Annotated in this window: 14 protein-coding genes; 5 read left to right on the top strand and 9 right to left on the bottom strand. The window is 71.2% G+C overall.

Annotated elements, in window-relative coordinates; genetic code table 11:
* Positions 1–186 precede the first annotated feature (186 nt).
* The 9 genes from ACN6LM_RS25535 to ACN6LM_RS25495 form a co-directional block, all read right to left on the bottom strand.
* Entirely contained in the window at positions 187–1584 is a 1398-nt protein-coding gene (locus ACN6LM_RS25535; RefSeq protein ID WP_445067727.1) for an 8-oxoguanine deaminase, read from the bottom strand.
* A 42-nt stretch (positions 1585–1626) separates the two neighbouring features.
* Entirely contained in the window at positions 1627–3024 is a 1398-nt protein-coding gene (locus tag ACN6LM_RS25530; protein WP_445067726.1) for a nucleobase:cation symporter-2 family protein, read from the bottom strand.
* A 70-nt stretch (positions 3025–3094) separates the two neighbouring features.
* Positions 3095–4018 (bottom strand): factor-independent urate hydroxylase, encoded by a 924-nt coding sequence (gene pucL, locus ACN6LM_RS25525; protein WP_265539547.1) that lies wholly within the window; start codon positions 4016–4018, stop codon positions 3095–3097.
* A 7-nt stretch (positions 4019–4025) separates the two neighbouring features.
* Positions 4026–4418, bottom strand: coding sequence for a hydroxyisourate hydrolase (uraH, locus tag ACN6LM_RS25520; RefSeq protein WP_445067725.1), 393 nt, complete (start codon positions 4416–4418; stop codon positions 4026–4028).
* A gap of 19 nt (positions 4419–4437) precedes the next feature.
* A complete protein-coding gene (gene uraD, locus ACN6LM_RS25515; protein WP_445067724.1) occupies positions 4438–4947 on the bottom strand; it encodes a 2-oxo-4-hydroxy-4-carboxy-5-ureidoimidazoline decarboxylase in 510 nt (169 codons plus the stop codon).
* A 176-nt stretch (positions 4948–5123) separates the two neighbouring features.
* A complete protein-coding gene (locus tag ACN6LM_RS25510; RefSeq protein ID WP_445067723.1) occupies positions 5124–5501 on the bottom strand; it encodes a helix-turn-helix domain-containing protein in 378 nt (125 codons plus the stop codon).
* Positions 5498–5749 (bottom strand): hypothetical protein, encoded by a 252-nt coding sequence (locus ACN6LM_RS25505; protein WP_143618285.1) that lies wholly within the window; start codon positions 5747–5749, stop codon positions 5498–5500. Before ACN6LM_RS25505 ends, ACN6LM_RS25510 begins: the two co-directional genes overlap by 4 nt.
* Positions 5750–5823: 74 nt before the next feature.
* Positions 5824–6999, bottom strand: a complete 1176-nt coding sequence (locus ACN6LM_RS25500) for a lactonase family protein (RefSeq protein ID WP_445067722.1) — start codon at positions 6997–6999, stop codon at positions 5824–5826.
* 116 nt (positions 7000–7115) lie between these two features.
* Complete coding sequence (locus ACN6LM_RS25495; protein ID WP_445067721.1) at positions 7116–7955, bottom strand: GntR family transcriptional regulator; 840 nt, start codon at positions 7953–7955, stop codon at positions 7116–7118.
* 227 nt (positions 7956–8182) lie between these two features.
* Here ACN6LM_RS25495 and ACN6LM_RS25490 point away from each other — a divergent pair, with 227 nt between their 5' ends.
* The 5 genes from ACN6LM_RS25490 (at position 8183) to ACN6LM_RS25470 (ending at position 14461) form a co-directional block, all read left to right on the top strand.
* Positions 8183–9451, top strand: coding sequence for an extracellular solute-binding protein (locus tag ACN6LM_RS25490; RefSeq protein ID WP_445067720.1), 1269 nt, complete (start codon positions 8183–8185; stop codon positions 9449–9451).
* Positions 9452–9491: 40 nt separating this feature from the next.
* The gene (locus tag ACN6LM_RS25485) at positions 9492–10478 is read left to right on the top strand and encodes a carbohydrate ABC transporter permease (protein ID WP_445067719.1); all 987 of its coding nucleotides are present in this window, start codon (positions 9492–9494) and stop codon (positions 10476–10478) included.
* Positions 10475–11317, top strand: coding sequence for a carbohydrate ABC transporter permease (locus tag ACN6LM_RS25480; protein ID WP_445067718.1), 843 nt, complete (start codon positions 10475–10477; stop codon positions 11315–11317). Before ACN6LM_RS25485 ends, ACN6LM_RS25480 begins: the two co-directional genes overlap by 4 nt.
* A gap of 33 nt (positions 11318–11350) precedes the next feature.
* Positions 11351–12943 carry a beta-N-acetylhexosaminidase gene (locus ACN6LM_RS25475; RefSeq protein ID WP_445067717.1) on the top strand — a complete coding sequence of 531 codons (1593 nt, stop codon included), beginning with the start codon at positions 11351–11353 and terminating at the stop codon, positions 12941–12943.
* Between the two features lie 75 nt (positions 12944–13018).
* The gene (locus ACN6LM_RS25470) at positions 13019–14461 is read left to right on the top strand and encodes a cellulose binding domain-containing protein (protein ID WP_445067716.1); all 1443 of its coding nucleotides are present in this window, start codon (positions 13019–13021) and stop codon (positions 14459–14461) included.
* Positions 14462–14509 lie beyond the last annotated feature (48 nt).

Genomic DNA, 14509 nt, shown 5'->3' with positions numbered 1-14509 from the left:
GTGCTGCGGTGGTGCGGTGAGGCAGGTCGTACGGCTGGTGCGGGCAGCCGGGATCGCCGGGGCGGGAGGCGCGTGCGCGTGGGCGGCGCGCCTCCCGCTCCGGTTGCCGCGGACCCCGCTCGGGTCCGCGGCGGCCGGGCCGAGGGCCGTCCCCCTCGGCCGGCCGCTTGCGGGGCCGCCGGGCCGTCAGGCTCCGGCGGCGATCTGGGCGAGGCGGCGGGCCTCGTCACGGGTGGCGCGGGCGATGGCCTCCTCGTCCGCGGTGACCAGGCGGCCGGACTCCACGACCGGCTTGCCGTCGACCAGCGACAGGGTGACCGGGGCGGCGGCGCCGAAGACGAGCGCGGTGACCGGGTCGGCGATGGAGGCGTGGGCGAGGGTGTCCAGCTTCCAGAGGACCAGGTCGGCGAGCTTGCCGGCCTCCAGCGAGCCGGTCTGCGCGGCGCGGCCCAGGACCTGGGCGCCGCCGTAGGTGCCCAGGCGCAGCGCCTGACGGGCGTTCAGGGCGCGTTCGCGGTGCGGGCCGAGGCGGTTGATGAGGAGGGCGTTGCGCAGTTCGGTGTGGAGCTCGCCGGACTCGTTGGACGCGGTGCCGTCGACGCCGAGGCCGACCGGGACGCCGGCGGCGAGCATGTCCGGGACGCGGGCGATGCCTGCGGCGAGGCGGGCGTTGGAGGACGGGCAGTGGGCGACGCCGGTGCCGGTGCGGGCGAAGGCGGCGATGTCGGAGTCGTTCATGTGGACGCAGTGCGCCATCCACACGTCGTCACCGAGCCAGCCCGTCGACTCGAAGTAGTCGGTGGGGCCCATGCCGAACAACTCGTGGCAGAACTTCTCCTCCTCCACGGTCTCCGATCCGTGCGTGTGCAGCCGCACACCCTTGCGCCGGGCCAGTTCGGCGCCCTGGCGCATGAGTTCGGTGGACACGGAGAACGGCGAGCACGGCGCGACGGCGACCTGGGTCATCGCGTCGAACGAGGCGTCGTGGTGGGCGTCGACGGTCGCCTCGGTGGCGGCGAGCGCGCCTTCCAGGGTCTCCACGGCGAAGTCCGGGGGCAGCCCGCCGTCCTTCTCGCTGCGGTCCATGGAGCCCCGGGCGAGGGTGAAGCGTACGCCCATGTCGCGGGCGGCCCCGATGATGGCACCGGACAGGTCGCCGGACCCCTTCGGGAAGACGTAGTGGTGGTCCATGGCGGTGGTGACGCCGCCGAGCGCCATCATGGCGAGCGAGCCCTGCGCGGCGGTGCGTGCCATCGGCTCGTCGATGCGCGCCCACGTCGGGTACAGCGCGACCAGCCAGTCGAAGAGGTTGTGGTCGGTGGCCAGGCCCCGGGTGATCCACTGGTAGAAGTGGTGGTGCGTGTTGACCAGGCCGGGGGTGGCCAGGTGGCCGGTGCCGTCGATCCGGCGTACGACGTTCTCCAGGCCCTCGGGTGCCCGGCCGGCGCCGACGGACTCGATGCGGTTGCCGGCGACGACGACATGGCCCGAGGCGTACTCGGTGTCGGCGGCGTCGACGGTCGCGATCGAGCAGTTCTCGATGACGATGCGCTCCACCCGGTCGGGGACTGCCGGTGCTGCCATGGTGCTTCCTTCTCTCATCTGGGACGTGGGCACGGCAGGACCCTAGGAGGATTTGAGTGCCACGGCGGTGCGGCCGTGGGTGCCGAGATGGTGGAAGAACAGGTTGAGCAGGACCGCGACGAGCGCTCCCGCGCTGATCCCGGAGCCCAGGACGGTCTGGGCCCAGGACGGGAAGTCGGCGTAGAACCCGGGCGCGGCGAGCGGCACGATGCCCGCGCCGAGGGCCACGGCGACCAGGATGATGTTGGAGCTGTCGTCGAGGCCGGCCTCGGAGAGCGTGCGGATGCCGCTGACGGCGATCGAGCCGAAGAGGACGATTCCGGCGCCGCCGAGCACGGGCATCGGGACGAGCGAGACGACCGCGCCCAGCACCGGGAAGAGGCCCAGGACCAGCAGGGCGGCCCCGGCCGCGGCGACCACGTAACGGCTGCGGACCCTGGTGAGCGAGACGACGCCCACGTTCTGCGCGAAGGCGCTGGTGGGGAAGCCGCCGAAGACGGGGCCGATGAGCGTGGCGAGGCCGTCCGTGCGCAGGCCCCGGGTGAGGGTGCGTCCGTCGGTGCGCCGGTCGCAGATCTCACCGACGGCCAGCATCCCGGCGGACGACTCCGTCATCAGGACGAGCATCACGATGCACAGCGAGAGGATCGCGGCCGGCTGGAATTCCGGCGCACCGAAGGCGAACGGCGTCGGCACGGCCGCCAGCGGGGCGTCGCGCAGGGCGGAGAAGTCGGCGAGGCCGAAGGGGACAGCGGCCAGCGTGCCGATCAACAGACCCATGAGCAAGGCGACTTGCCGCAGGAATCCTCGGCCGAAGCGCTGGATCAGGAGAATCACGACGAGGGTGAACGCGGCGAGCGCGAGGTACTTCATGTCGCCGAAGTCGGTGGCGTTCTTGTCGCCGCCCTGGGCCCAGGAGACCGGTACGGGCATCAGCGTGACCCCGATGAGGGTGATGACGACGCCGGTGACCAGGGGCGGGAAGAAGCGCAGCAGTCTGCCGAAGAACGGTCCGACGGCCAGGCAGAACACCCCGGCGACGAGCACCGCGCCGTAGATCGCGGGGAGTTGGTGCCCGGGCGCGTTGGTCTCGGCGATGGCGAGCATCGGGGCGATGCCGGCGGAGGACGCGGCGTTGACGAACGGCAGCCGGTTGCCGGCGAGGCCGCCGATGCCGAGGGTCTGCAGCAGGGTGGCGCAGCCGGCGATGAGGAGGCTCGCCGCGATGAGCCGGGTCATGCCCGCCGCGTCGAGGCCCACGGCCTGTCCGATGATCAGCGGAGGGGTGACGACGCCGGCGTACATGGCGGCGATGTGCTGGAGGGCGGCCGGCAGGAGCCGCGAGGGGGTGAGCTTCTCGTCCACCGGATGCACCGCACGCTCCGGCGGGGTGGAACAGGGGCCTTCTGCTTCCGCGGGCCCGGATGCTGGCTGTGCCATGAGGGTTCCCTCCGGCCCGGCCGGTGCCCGGCCGCCGTGAGCAGCGGGCGGGCACCGGCGCGGTGCCGCGTCAGAGGTTGGTCATGTCGACCGGGATCTGCGGCTCGACGCCGTCCCGGAGCACGGTGCCCTCGATGAGCCCGTACGGACGGTCGGCCGCGAAGTACACCTCGTTGTCGTTCTTGAGCCCGAACGGCTCCAGGTCGACGAGGAAGTGGTGGTTGTTCGGCAGCGAGAAGCGGATCTCGTCGATCTCGCTGCGGTTGTTGATGATGCGCGAACCCATCTGGTACAGGGTCTGCTGGAGCGAGAGCGAATACGTCTCGGCGAAGGCGTGCAGCATGTGCTTGCGCGCCTGCTCGTAGGACTTCTCCCAGTTCGGCATGCGCTGCTCGTCGCTGGTCCAGTTGTAGCGCCAGCGGGCGGAGACGTCGGTCGCGAGGATGCGGTCGTACGCCTCCTTGAGCGTCGTGTACTTGTCCTTGACGTAGCCCCAGAACTCGGAGTTGGTCGAGTTCATCACGGTCAGGTCCTTGAGCCCGGAGACGACCTGCCACTTCTCACCGTCGAAGGTGATCTGGGCGGTGCGGATCTCCTGGTTCTTGCGGACGAAGGAGTGCTTGACCTCGTCGGACCCGATGAAGCGGGAGTTCGCGTCGGAGGTGGCGATGCGCTCCCAGGCGTACTCCTCGATGCGGATGCGCGCGGTCTTGATCGGCTCCTGCGAGGTCACGAAGTGGCGGGCCAGGTGGATGCCGAACTGCTCGGCGGACTCGATCCCGTGCTCCTTGGCGAACGCGAACACCGTGTTCTTGGTGGTGTCCGTGGGCAGGACGTGCGCGTTGGAGCCGGAGTAGTGGACGTCGTCCATCTCGCCGGAGAGCGCGACCGAGACGTTCAGGTCCTTGATGTGGTGGGTGTCGCCGTCCCGCGTGATCTTGACGACGCGGTTCTCTGCTTTGCCGTACTGGTTCTGGCCGAGAATCGTGGGCATGTGTCTGCTAGCTCCCTCGGTATACGGAGTAGCCGAACGGGTTGAGCAGCAGCGGTACGTGGTAGTGCTCGCCCGGGGTGACGGCGAAAGTGATCGCCACCTCGGGGAAGAACGCGCCGCTGTCCCTTACGCGGGGGGCGTCCTGCTGCGCCTCGGCTTGCTTCTTGGCTGTGAAGTACGGCTCGGTCTCGAAGTCGAGCCGTACGTGGGTGGTGCCGTCCGGCAGGGCCGGCAGGTCCTTGCAGCGCCCGTCCGCATCGGTCGCGGAGCCCCCGAGCGTCACCCACTCGGCGTCGGCGCCCGAGCGGGCGGCGAGCGAGACGGCGACGTCCGCGGCGGGGCGGCCGATGCTGGTGTCCAGGATGTGGGTGGACACCGATGCGGTGGCGAAGGTGCTCAAGACCTTCACTCTCCTTCTGTTACGCGTCTTCCGTGACGAGGCGGGTGAGGCGGATGCGGTTGATCTTGCCCAGTTCGGTGCGCACGATCCCCCGCTCCTGCTCGGGCGGGTTCCCGATGCGGGACTTCACCGCGTCGCGCATCTGCTCACCGGTGGCGCCGGTGGCGCAGATCAGGAAGACATGTCCGAACCGCTCCTGGTAGGCCAGGTTGAGTTCGAGCATCTCGGCCTTGAGCTCCTCGGACGCCCCGGCCATCCCCCGCTGTTCGCGGGAGGACGTCGGGTCCCCGGGCTTCGGGCGGCCGATCGGCGGGTGACCGGCCATGGCCTCGGCCAGGTCCTCCGCGCCGAGTGCCGCCGTGGCGGTGTCGCTCGCGGAGAGCAGGGCTTCGGTGGTGGCGTACGGGCGGTGGGCGAGGATCGCTCGTCCCCAGGCCGCACTGGCACACACCTCGTGCAGTGCGGCGGTCGCCTCGGCGTCCGCCTGGGTGTTGAACCGGGCGAGGCCCGGCGTGGAGCTCGAAGTCACGGGAGCCTCCGTGGCTGTTCTTCGCTGTGCGTTGGTCGGGCTGCGGATAGCTAACGCCCTCCGCAACACGACGTCAACAGTTTGTTGAAATTCCGTTCACCGAAAAGGCCGCCGCCCGGTGGTCCGGACGACGGCCTGATCGATCATGTGTCGGCTTCCGGCGCCGACGGGCCCAACTACCCGCTTTTGGCGCCGTTTTCCCTGTTCAGGTAGTTGTACACGGTGAACCGGGAGACTCCCAGGGCCCCCGCCACGGTCTCGACCCCATGGCGTACGGAGAAGGCACCGCGTGCCTCCAGGAGCCGGACGGCCTCCTGCTTGGCCTTGCGGTCCAGCTCGGCCAGCGGCATGCCGTGCCGGCGCTCCATCGCGGCCAGGATGTGGTCCAGCGACTCCGAGAGCTGGGGCAGCCGGACCGCCACGACGTCCTCGCCTTCCCAGGCCAGCACCACGTCGTCGAGGTGCGCCTCACCGGGGCCGACGAGCTCGGCCCCCATGGCGTCCACGAGCGGCTTCACGGCGGTGACGAGGGGGTGGTCCACCGGTCCGGTCACTTCGGGTCCTCTCCGATGACGTTGACCTGGAGCGAGACCCGGGTGGCACCCGATGCCAGTGCTTGCCGCAGCAGGCTGTCCACGGCGGTGAGCACCTGATCGGCACCGCCCTCCGCCGTGTTGCCGAACGGTCCGACGTCGACGGCGTCCAGCTCTGCCCCCTGGATGACCTCGCGCGCCACGACCGCGTGCGCGGGGGCCTCGTCCAGATCGAAGGGCTCGGTGGTGAACTCCACTCTCAAGCGCATGGTGCCTCCCTGATGCGTTCCGCCGCCGGGGCGACCCGCGGCTCGGGCTCGACCCTAACGCCCCGGCGAGACGCCTACACCGGCAGTACGCAGACCGCCGCCGGGGCCGCGTACGGGGTCCCGGCCGAGGTCAGGGCGCCGGTGGCCGTGTCGACCCGGAAGGCGGTGACCGTGCCGGACCTCTGGTTGGCGGCGAAGAGCAGGGTGCCGTCCGGCGAGAACGCGGTGTGCCGGGGGAAGTCGCCGCCCACGGGCACGGTGTCGAGCAGGCGCAGCGCGGCTCCGCCGCCCTCGACGGCGTACCGGGTGAGGCTGTTGTGCCCCCGGTTGGCGAGGTAGGCGAACCGGCCGTCCCCGGTGACCAGGAACTGCGCGGGGTAGCTGGTGCCGGAGCCCGTGCCGGTGGACTGGGGGTCCCCGGGGGCGAGCGTGCCGGTGGCGGGGTCGTAACCGCAGACCACCGCCGTGTTGTCGAGCTCGCAGGCCAGGTACGCGTGGCGTCCGTCGGGGTGGAAGGTGAGGTGGCGGGGGCCGGCGCCCGGCCGCAACGAGGCGTACGAGACCTGCTCCAGGGTGCCGCGCGTCTCGTCCAGCCGGTACGTGTACACCGTGTCGTTCCCGAGGTCGACGGCGAGCACGTGGCCGCCGTCGGGCGAGGTGATGATCTGGTGCGCGTGCGGGCCGCCCTGCCCCGGTCCGGGAGCGGGCGAGCTGTGGGCGACCAGGTCGGTGCGCTCGCCCACCGATCCGTCGTCGGCCAGGGGGTGCACGGCGACGCTGCCGGAGGTGTAGTTGGCGCTGAACAGCCAGCGTCCGCCCGGGTGGACCGAGAGGTGACAGGGGCCGGCACCGCCGGTGGACCGGGTGCCGAGCACCCGGAATCCGTCCGCGAGGTCGACCGCGGTGACGCCGCCGTTCTGCTGCTCGTCCACGGCGTAGAGCGTGCCGCCCGTGGGGTGGAGGGCGAGGTAGGACGGGTTCTCGACACCCGTGACGACGGTGCGGGCGGTGATGCTCCCGGCCACCCGGTCGTACGCGGCGACGCCGATGCCGGTGCCGCCCGGACTGGTCGAGGTGTAGGTGCCGAGGTAGAGGGTGCCGGTGCCGCGGGTCGCGCGGCGGGCGGGGTGCGGCGGGTGGTGGGGGTGGCGGGGCGCGGGCGCGGAGCGCGGGAGGCTGGGGGCGGCGGCGAGGGCGCCGCCCGCCAGGAGGGCTCCGAGCAGGGTGCGGCGGCTGGTGGGGGACGTCATGCGAGGCACCTCGTGGGGTCGGTTGCGTCGGATGTGCCAGCCACAGTGGCCCTGCCCGGGGCCCACCGCAAGAGGCACACCGGCCATTGCGCAGGGTGCAACACGGTGGGGCGCCCTCAATCCCCGGACTGGATGTCACCCCGCGTGGACGAGGTGATCGGCTCGCGCTGCGCGAAGTCGCCCGGCGGGATGCCCGGATGGTGGCCGCCCTCGACCGGCTCGACGGCGGCGGCCGGGCCGAGGGCCAGCCGGGACACGATGCGGTAGCGGTCGCCCCGGTAGAGCGAGTGCACGTACTCGACGGGGCGCCCCGTGGTGTCCGAGGTCAGCCGCTCGAAGAGCAGGGCCGGGGACAGCTCGGGAACGTCCAGGAGGCTGGCCTCGGCCCGGGTCACCACGGTGGGCTCGATCGCCTGGACCGCCTCGTGGACGTGCACGTCGTGGCGCTCGCGCAGGTGCTCGTACAGATCACCGCTCTCCAGCTCCTCGGCGGACAGGCCGGGCACCAGCTCGGCCCGGATGTGCAGGTGCTCGATGGCCATGGGCGCGCCGTCGACCAGCCGCAGCCGGGCGACGTACACGATGTCGGCGGCCGGTGACATGCGCAGTTTCCGGCCGACCCGGGCGCCGGCCTGGAGGGTGGTGAATTCGAGGAGCCGGCTCGACCAGGCCCCGGCCGCCTGCGGCACCGAGAGGGCGAGGTCCGCCGAGATGAGCTCCTGGGTGATCTTCGCGGGTGCGACGAACATGCCCCGGCCGTGCTCCCGTACGAGGAGCCCCGTCGCGACCAGTTCGTCCACCGCCGCGCGCAGGGTGGGCCGGGAGACGCCCAGCGTGGCGCACAGGGACCGCTCCGAGGGGATCGCGTCGCCCGGGCGCCGGGACTCGATCATCTCCAGGATGGCGTCGCGGGCCCGCTCCCGTTTGAGCACCGTCCCCGATGCGTCGGCGTCCATGCGCTGCCCCCTTCTGGCGGGTTGGGTACCTGACCACTTAACCACTGGTCAGATGGATTGTAGCCGCAATCGCGAGTCACCCCCCTGAGAGGTCGCCAAAATCCTTTGAATACAGGGGGCTTGACGGCTCCATTGGTCCATGCCACCTTCATCCACCAACAAGAGGTGAGCTGTCCAGCGGCCTTCACTGGTCAGGTGGTCAGGTCCTGTTCTCCCAGAGGTGAACCGTGAAGTACCGCTTGCTTGCCGGTGGGTCCGTGCTCGTGCTGGCCGCCGTCCTCAGCGCCTGTGGCTCGTCCGACGACTCGTCCGACTCCTCCGGGGACGGCCGGACGAGCATCGACGTCTGGCTGATGCGCGACAGCGTCTCGGCGCAGTTCCAGAAGGAGTTCGTCCAGGGCTTCGAGAAGGCGCACCCCGACATCCGGGCCCGGGTGCAGATCCAGGAGTGGGACGGCATCGGCGAGAAGATCACCGCCGCGCTCGCCAGCAACGACGCCCCGGACGTCATCGAGAGCGGCAACACCCAGGTCGCCCAGTTCGCGCAGAGCGGCGGGCTGCTCGACCTCACCGACAAGGTGGACGAGCTGAACGGCAAGGACTGGCTGAAGGGCCTCGCGGAGCCGGGGGCGTACGAGGGCAAGCAGTACGGCATCCCGTACTACGCGGCCAACCGCGTGGTCATCTACCGCACCGACCTCTTCGAGAAGGCGGGCATCGACGCGAAGACCATCAAGACCCGCGACCAGTGGATCGCCGCGACCGAGAAGCTCAACAAGGGCGGCAACCAGGGCATCTACCTGCCGGGCCAGACCTGGTACGCCCTGGCCGGCTTCATCTGGGACGAGGGCGGGGACCTCGCGACCGGGTCCGGTGGCAAGTGGAAGGGCGCCCTGGACACCCCGGAGGCGCTGCGCGGCATGGAGTTCTACGGGAAGCTCCAGGCGCTGGGCAAGGGGCCCAAGGACGCCGACGAGGCCGACCCGCCGCAGGCAGACGTGATGGCGCAGGGCAAGGTCGCCCAGGTCATCTCGACCCCGGGCGGCGCCAACGTCGTCATCGAGAAGAACCCGGACCTGAAGGGGAAGCTGGGCTTCTTCCCGATTCCCGGCAAGACCGCCGGCACCCCGGGCGCCGTCTTCACCGGCGGCTCGGACCTGGTGATCCCCACCGCCTCCGGCAAGCAGGAGGCGGCGCTCACCTTCATCAAGGAACTCACCGGCGACGCCTGGCAGAAGAAGCTCGCCGTCGCCATGAGCTACGTGCCGAACCGGACCACGCTCGCCTCCGCCGTGGCAGCCGACCCGGGCGCCGCCGCGATGGCGGTCGGCGCGGCGAACGGCCACGCCACGCCCAACACACCGAGCTGGGCCGCGGTCGAGGCGGAGAACCCCATCAAGGACTACATGACCGCCGTGCTCACCGGCGGTGACCCGGCGAAGGAGGCCGCCAAGGCGTCCGCCGACATCACCCGGGCCATGAACTCCGGCTCCTGATCCCCGCCCCCACACCCAGACCGTCGAGAGGAGGCGTGCCGTGTCGGTCATCCGGGAGCGGACCGCACCCCCCAGTCCCAAGCGCCGGGCCGTTCCCGGCACGTCCGGTCCGCCGCCCCGCCGGCGGCGGTCCGGGGAACCGCGCGGCCTGTGGCCGTACGCCCTGATCGCACCGGCGGTCGGCGGCATGCTCTACCTGCTGGTCTATCCGCTGCTGCGGGCGGTCCTGATCTCGCTCCAGGACTTCCGGCTGCGCCAGCTGATCACGGGGGACGCGGAGTTCGTCGGGCTGCGCAACTACCGCACGCTGCTGACGGATGCGCGGTTCTGGGAGGTGGTCCGGCGCACCTTCCTGTTCATGGCGGTCAACGTGGTCCTGATCATGGTGATCGCGACCCTGGTCGCCCTGATGACCGAGCGCCTGGGCAAGGTCGCCCGGACGGTGGTGCTCAGTTCGCTGGTGCTGGCCTGGGCCATGCCGGTGATCGCCGCCACCACGGTCTTCCAGTGGCTGTTCCACTCCGAGTTCGGCATCGTCAACCATCTGCTGACCGGTGCGGGGTTCTCCTCGTTCGACCGGTATCCGTGGTTCGCGCACGGCACCGCCGCCTTCGCCATCCTGGTCCTGCTGGTCGTGTGGCAGTCGGTGCCGTTCGCGGCGATCACGATCTACTCCGCGCTGACCACGGTCCCGACCGAGCTGTACGAGTCGGCGCGGCTCGACGGGGCGAGCGGCGCCCGGATCTTCCGCTCGGTCACCCTTCCGGTGCTCCGGCCGATCTTCCTGCTGGTGTTCTCGCTGGAGGTGATCTGGACGTTCAAGGCGTTCGTCCAGATCTGGGTGATGACCCGGGGCGGCCCGGGCGACGCGACGACGATCCTGCCCGTGTACGCGGTCCAGACCGCGCTCGCCGGCCAGCGTTACGACCTGGGATCGGCCGCCTCGATGGTCACCGTGGTCCTGATGTCCGGGGTGCTCGTCCTCTACTTCCGCCAGATGCTCCGCCAGGAGGACGAGATCCGATGAGCCGTGCCCGCAACGCCCGCCTGCGGCGGCTTCCGCTGAACGCCGCGGCCGCGCTGACCGTCCTGGTCTGCCTGTTCCCCGTCTACTGGATGATCTCCACCGCGTTCAAACCGTCCAAGGACATCCAGTCCTCCGACCCGCAGCTCTTCCCGCGCACCTGGACGCTCGACCACTTCCGCACCGCCGTGCAGGCCGACGGCTTCGGGATGTTCTGGCGCAACAGCGTGCTGGTGACGGTGAGTTCGATCCTGCTGGCACTGATCGTCGCGCTGGCCTCGGCGTACGCGGTGGCCAGGCTGCGCTGGAAGGGGCGGCGGCAGTTCATGCTCATGGTGTTCATCGCGCAGATGGCGCCCTGGGAATCGTTGATCATCCCGATCTACATCATCTCCCGCGACACGGACATGCTGGACCGGCTGCCGACGCTCACCCTCGTCTACTTCATGGTCACGCTGCCGTTCTCGGTGATCGTGCTGCGGGGCTTCATCGGGACCATCCCGCCGGAGCTGGAGGAGGCCGCGCAGGTCGACGGCTGCACCAGGACCGCCGCCTTCCGGAAGGTGGCCCTGCCACTGCTCGCGCCCGGGCTGATGGCCACCTCGCTGTTCGGCTTCATCACCGCCTGGAACGAGTTCGCGTACGCCAACTTCCTGATCATCAAGCACCAGGACAGCCGCACCCTGCCGGTCTGGCTGTCCTCCTTCCAGAACACCTTCGGCACCGACTGGGGCGCCACGATGGCCGCCTCCACCCTCTTCGCCCTGCCCGCGCTGGTGGTCTTCCTGCTGCTCCAGCGCCATGTCACCTCCGGCTTCGCCGCCGGCGCCGTCAAGGGCTGACCGACGAACCCTCTCCCCTTCCGGAGGCCCCGCATGCCCGCACCCCGCCCCGAACACTCCCTCGTCCCCCGCCCCCGCAAGGTCTCCGCGCGCCCCGGCCGCTTCACCCTGACCCCGGACACCGGCATCCGCGCCTACCCCGGCGCGGAGGGCGCCGCCGACCTGCTGCGCACCCTGCTCCGGCCCGGCACCGGACTCCCCCTCGCCCCCTCCGCCACCGGCCGCGTCGTGCTCGCCCTGGACCCGCAGCTCAGCGGCCTCGGCGAGGAGGGGTACGGGCTCACCATCGGCCCGGACACGGTGCTGCTGCGGGCCGCCCGGCTGCCCGGCCTGCTGTGCGGGGTCCAGACGCTGCGCCAGCTCCTGCCCTCCGAGGCGCTCTCGGCGGGGGCCCGGCCCGGCGGTGCCTGGACACTGCCGTGCGTGGAGATCAGCGATGTCCCGGCGTACCCGTGGCGCGGCACGATGCTCGACGTGGCCCGGCACTTCCAGCCGGTCTCCTACCTGCGCCGTTACGTGGACCTGATGGCCCTGCACAAGCTGAACACGCTGCACCTCCACCTCACCGACGACCAGGGCTGGCGGATGCCGGTGGCCGCGTACCCGAGGCTGACGGGGATCGGCGGCCACCGCACCCAGTCGATGTCCGGTCCGCCGGGCGGCCCGGTCGAGAGCTTCGACGGCATCCCGCACTCGGGGGCGTACACCACCCAGGAGCTGCGCGGCCTCGTTCGGTACGCGGAGGCGCGGGGGGTGCGGGTGGTGCCGGAGATCGAGATGCCGGGCCATGTCCGTGCCGCGCTGGCCGCCCATCCGGAGCTGGGCAACGACCCGTCGAGGCGGCTGGGCGTGTGGACCAAGTGGGGCGTCTGCGACACGGTGTTCGGGGTCCACGAGGAGGTCTTCGACTTCTGCCGGACGGTGCTGGACGAGGTCATGGACGTCTTCCCGTCGCCGTACATCCACGTCGGCGGCGACGAGTGCCCCACCACCGAGTGGGAGAACAGCCCGGCGGCCCGGGAGCGGGCCGCCGCGGAGGGGCTGCCCGACGCGCGGGCCCTGCACGGCTGGTTCATGGGCCGGATCGGGGCGTACGTGACCGAGCGGGGCCGCATCCCGGTCGGCTGGGCGGAGACCGGCACCGGACTTCCCCCGGAATTCACGGTGATGACCTGGCGCGACCCGGCCCACGCCCGCGCCGCCGCCCGCCGCGGCCACCAGGTGGTCGCCGCCCACTACCGGGCCACCTACCTCGACTACGCCGAGTCCGACGCCCCCGGCGAACCGCTCACGCAGCCGGGCCCGCCCGTCGGGCTGCGCACGGTGCACGGAGACCGCTCGCTGACCGACGACTGGGAGCCGGATGACGCGGCCCGGCTGCTCGGCACGCAGGCCCAGCTGTGGACCGAGTACGCGCCCACCCCGGACCGGATCGAGTACCAGACGTATCCGAGGCTGTGCGCCCTCGCGGACCGCGCCTGGTCCGGCGGCGGCGACGGCTGGCCCGGCTTCCTGGCCCGCCTCGGCCACCACACCACCCGGCTGGACGCGCTCGGCGTCCGCTACCGCCCCCTGAGCCCCCGGCCGCTTCCCGCGGCGTCCCCAGGAACAGTGCCGACCCCGTGACCTCCCACCCCCCAGGAACAGCGCCGACCCCCTGAAGTCGCACTCCCCCACGACGTTCCCGGAAGGAACAGACGCATGAAGTCACACGCGAAGAGCCGGCTGCGCGCCGCCGCCGCGGCCGCCGCCACCGTGGCCCTGGGCTGTACGGCCCTGGCCGCCGTCCCCACGACGGCGAGCGCCGCCGGCGAACCGATCGCCGTGCAGTACCGCACCGGCGCATCGGGGGCGAGCGCCGACCAGAGCGAACCCTGGCTGAAGGTGCGGAACACCGGCAGCGGGTCCGTGCAGCTCAGCGACGTGAAGGTCCGCTACTACTTCAAGGGCGACGCGGTGGGCGAGGTCTACCGGTTCGCCTGCTCCTGGGCGGTGAAGGGCTGCGGGAACATCACGGGGACGTTCGGCACGCTCGCGCACCCGACCGCCACCGCCGACCGCTACCTGGAGATCGGTTTCACCTCCGGCGCGGGCTCCCTGGCACCCGGTGCCGACACCGGTGACATGCAGCTGCGGTTCTACCGGTCGAACTGGCAGCCGCTGGTGCAGAGCGACGACTACTCGTTCGGCGCCGGCTCGACCGCGTACACCGACTGGACGAAGGTGACCGCGCAGCTCGGCGGGGCCACGGTCTGGGGCACGGCTCCCGCGGGCAACGACCCCACCGACCCGACCGATCCCACGGACCCGACCGACCCCACCGACCCGCCGGGTGACGGGGCGACGCTGTTCGACGACTTCAACTACAGCGGCCACGCCGACCCGCAGATCGCCGCGCACGGCTGGAGCGTCCGCTCCAACTCGGGCGGGCCCGGCGTGCCCGGCGCCACCTGGGCGCCGGACAAGGTCACGTTCGCCACGCAGAGCGGCAACTCCATCATGAACCTGGAGACGTCGACGGCGGGCACCGGCGAGTCGACCAAGCAGACCGAGATCCTGACCCAGTCGATGAAGTTCCGCAACGGCACGTACGCGGCGCGGGTCAAGTTCAACGACGCGCCGAAGTCGGGCCCGGACGGCGACCACCTCGTCCAGACGTTCTTCACCATCAACGACCTCAAGGCCCCGATGGCGGACGACTACGCCGAGTACGACTTCGAGTACCTGCCCAACGGCGGCTGGGGCGAGAGCGGCAACATCCTCTACACGACCTCGTGGGAGACCTACCGGCCCGACCCCTGGGAGGCGGTCAACCAGCACACCGAGTCCCGGCAGAGCTACGCCGGCTGGCACGACCTGGTGGTGACCATCGACAACAGCAGCATCACGTACTACATCGACGGGCAGCTCTTCGGTACCCACGGTGCGGCCTACCTCCCGGAGCGCGGGATGTCGATCAACTTCAACCAGTGGCTGATCGACCTCGCCGGGCAGACGAGCACGACCCCGCGCGCGTACGACCAGCAGGTGGACTACGTCCTGCACGTGAAGGACCAGGTCCTCACGCCTTCACAGGTGAACGCGAAGGTGGCCGCGTTGCGCGCGGCGGGGACGACGTTCCAGGACACGGTTCCGGCCGGGTGATCCGGTAGCGGGACGAACGGGCGGGGGGGGGGCCGACGGGCCTCCGCC

It is taken from the genome of Streptomyces sp. SAS_281 (assembly GCF_052542855.1).
This window is presented reverse-complemented; position numbering and strand designations above follow the sequence as displayed.

What these genes read in the sequence shown, in the direction of transcription:
- ACN6LM_RS25535 (WP_445067727.1), bottom strand. Translation starts at nt 1,584, where the DNA reads ATGGCAGCACCGGCAGTCCCCGACCGGGTGGAGCGCATCGTCATCGAG.
- ACN6LM_RS25500 (WP_445067722.1), bottom strand. Translation starts at nt 6,999, where the DNA reads ATGACGTCCCCCACCAGCCGCCGCACCCTGCTCGGAGCCCTCCTGGCG.
- ACN6LM_RS25495 (WP_445067721.1), bottom strand. Translation starts at nt 7,955, where the DNA reads ATGGACGCCGACGCATCGGGGACGGTGCTCAAACGGGAGCGGGCCCGC.
- ACN6LM_RS25470 (WP_445067716.1), top strand. Translation starts at nt 13,019, where the DNA reads ATGAAGTCACACGCGAAGAGCCGGCTGCGCGCCGCCGCCGCGGCCGCC.
- ACN6LM_RS25475 (WP_445067717.1), top strand. Translation starts at nt 11,351, where the DNA reads ATGCCCGCACCCCGCCCCGAACACTCCCTCGTCCCCCGCCCCCGCAAG.
- ACN6LM_RS25505 (WP_143618285.1), bottom strand. Translation starts at nt 5,749, where the DNA reads ATGCGCTTGAGAGTGGAGTTCACCACCGAGCCCTTCGATCTGGACGAG.
- ACN6LM_RS25530 (WP_445067726.1), bottom strand. Translation starts at nt 3,024, where the DNA reads ATGGCACAGCCAGCATCCGGGCCCGCGGAAGCAGAAGGCCCCTGTTCC.
- ACN6LM_RS25480 (WP_445067718.1), top strand. Translation starts at nt 10,475, where the DNA reads ATGAGCCGTGCCCGCAACGCCCGCCTGCGGCGGCTTCCGCTGAACGCC.
- pucL (WP_265539547.1), bottom strand. Translation starts at nt 4,018, where the DNA reads ATGCCCACGATTCTCGGCCAGAACCAGTACGGCAAAGCAGAGAACCGC.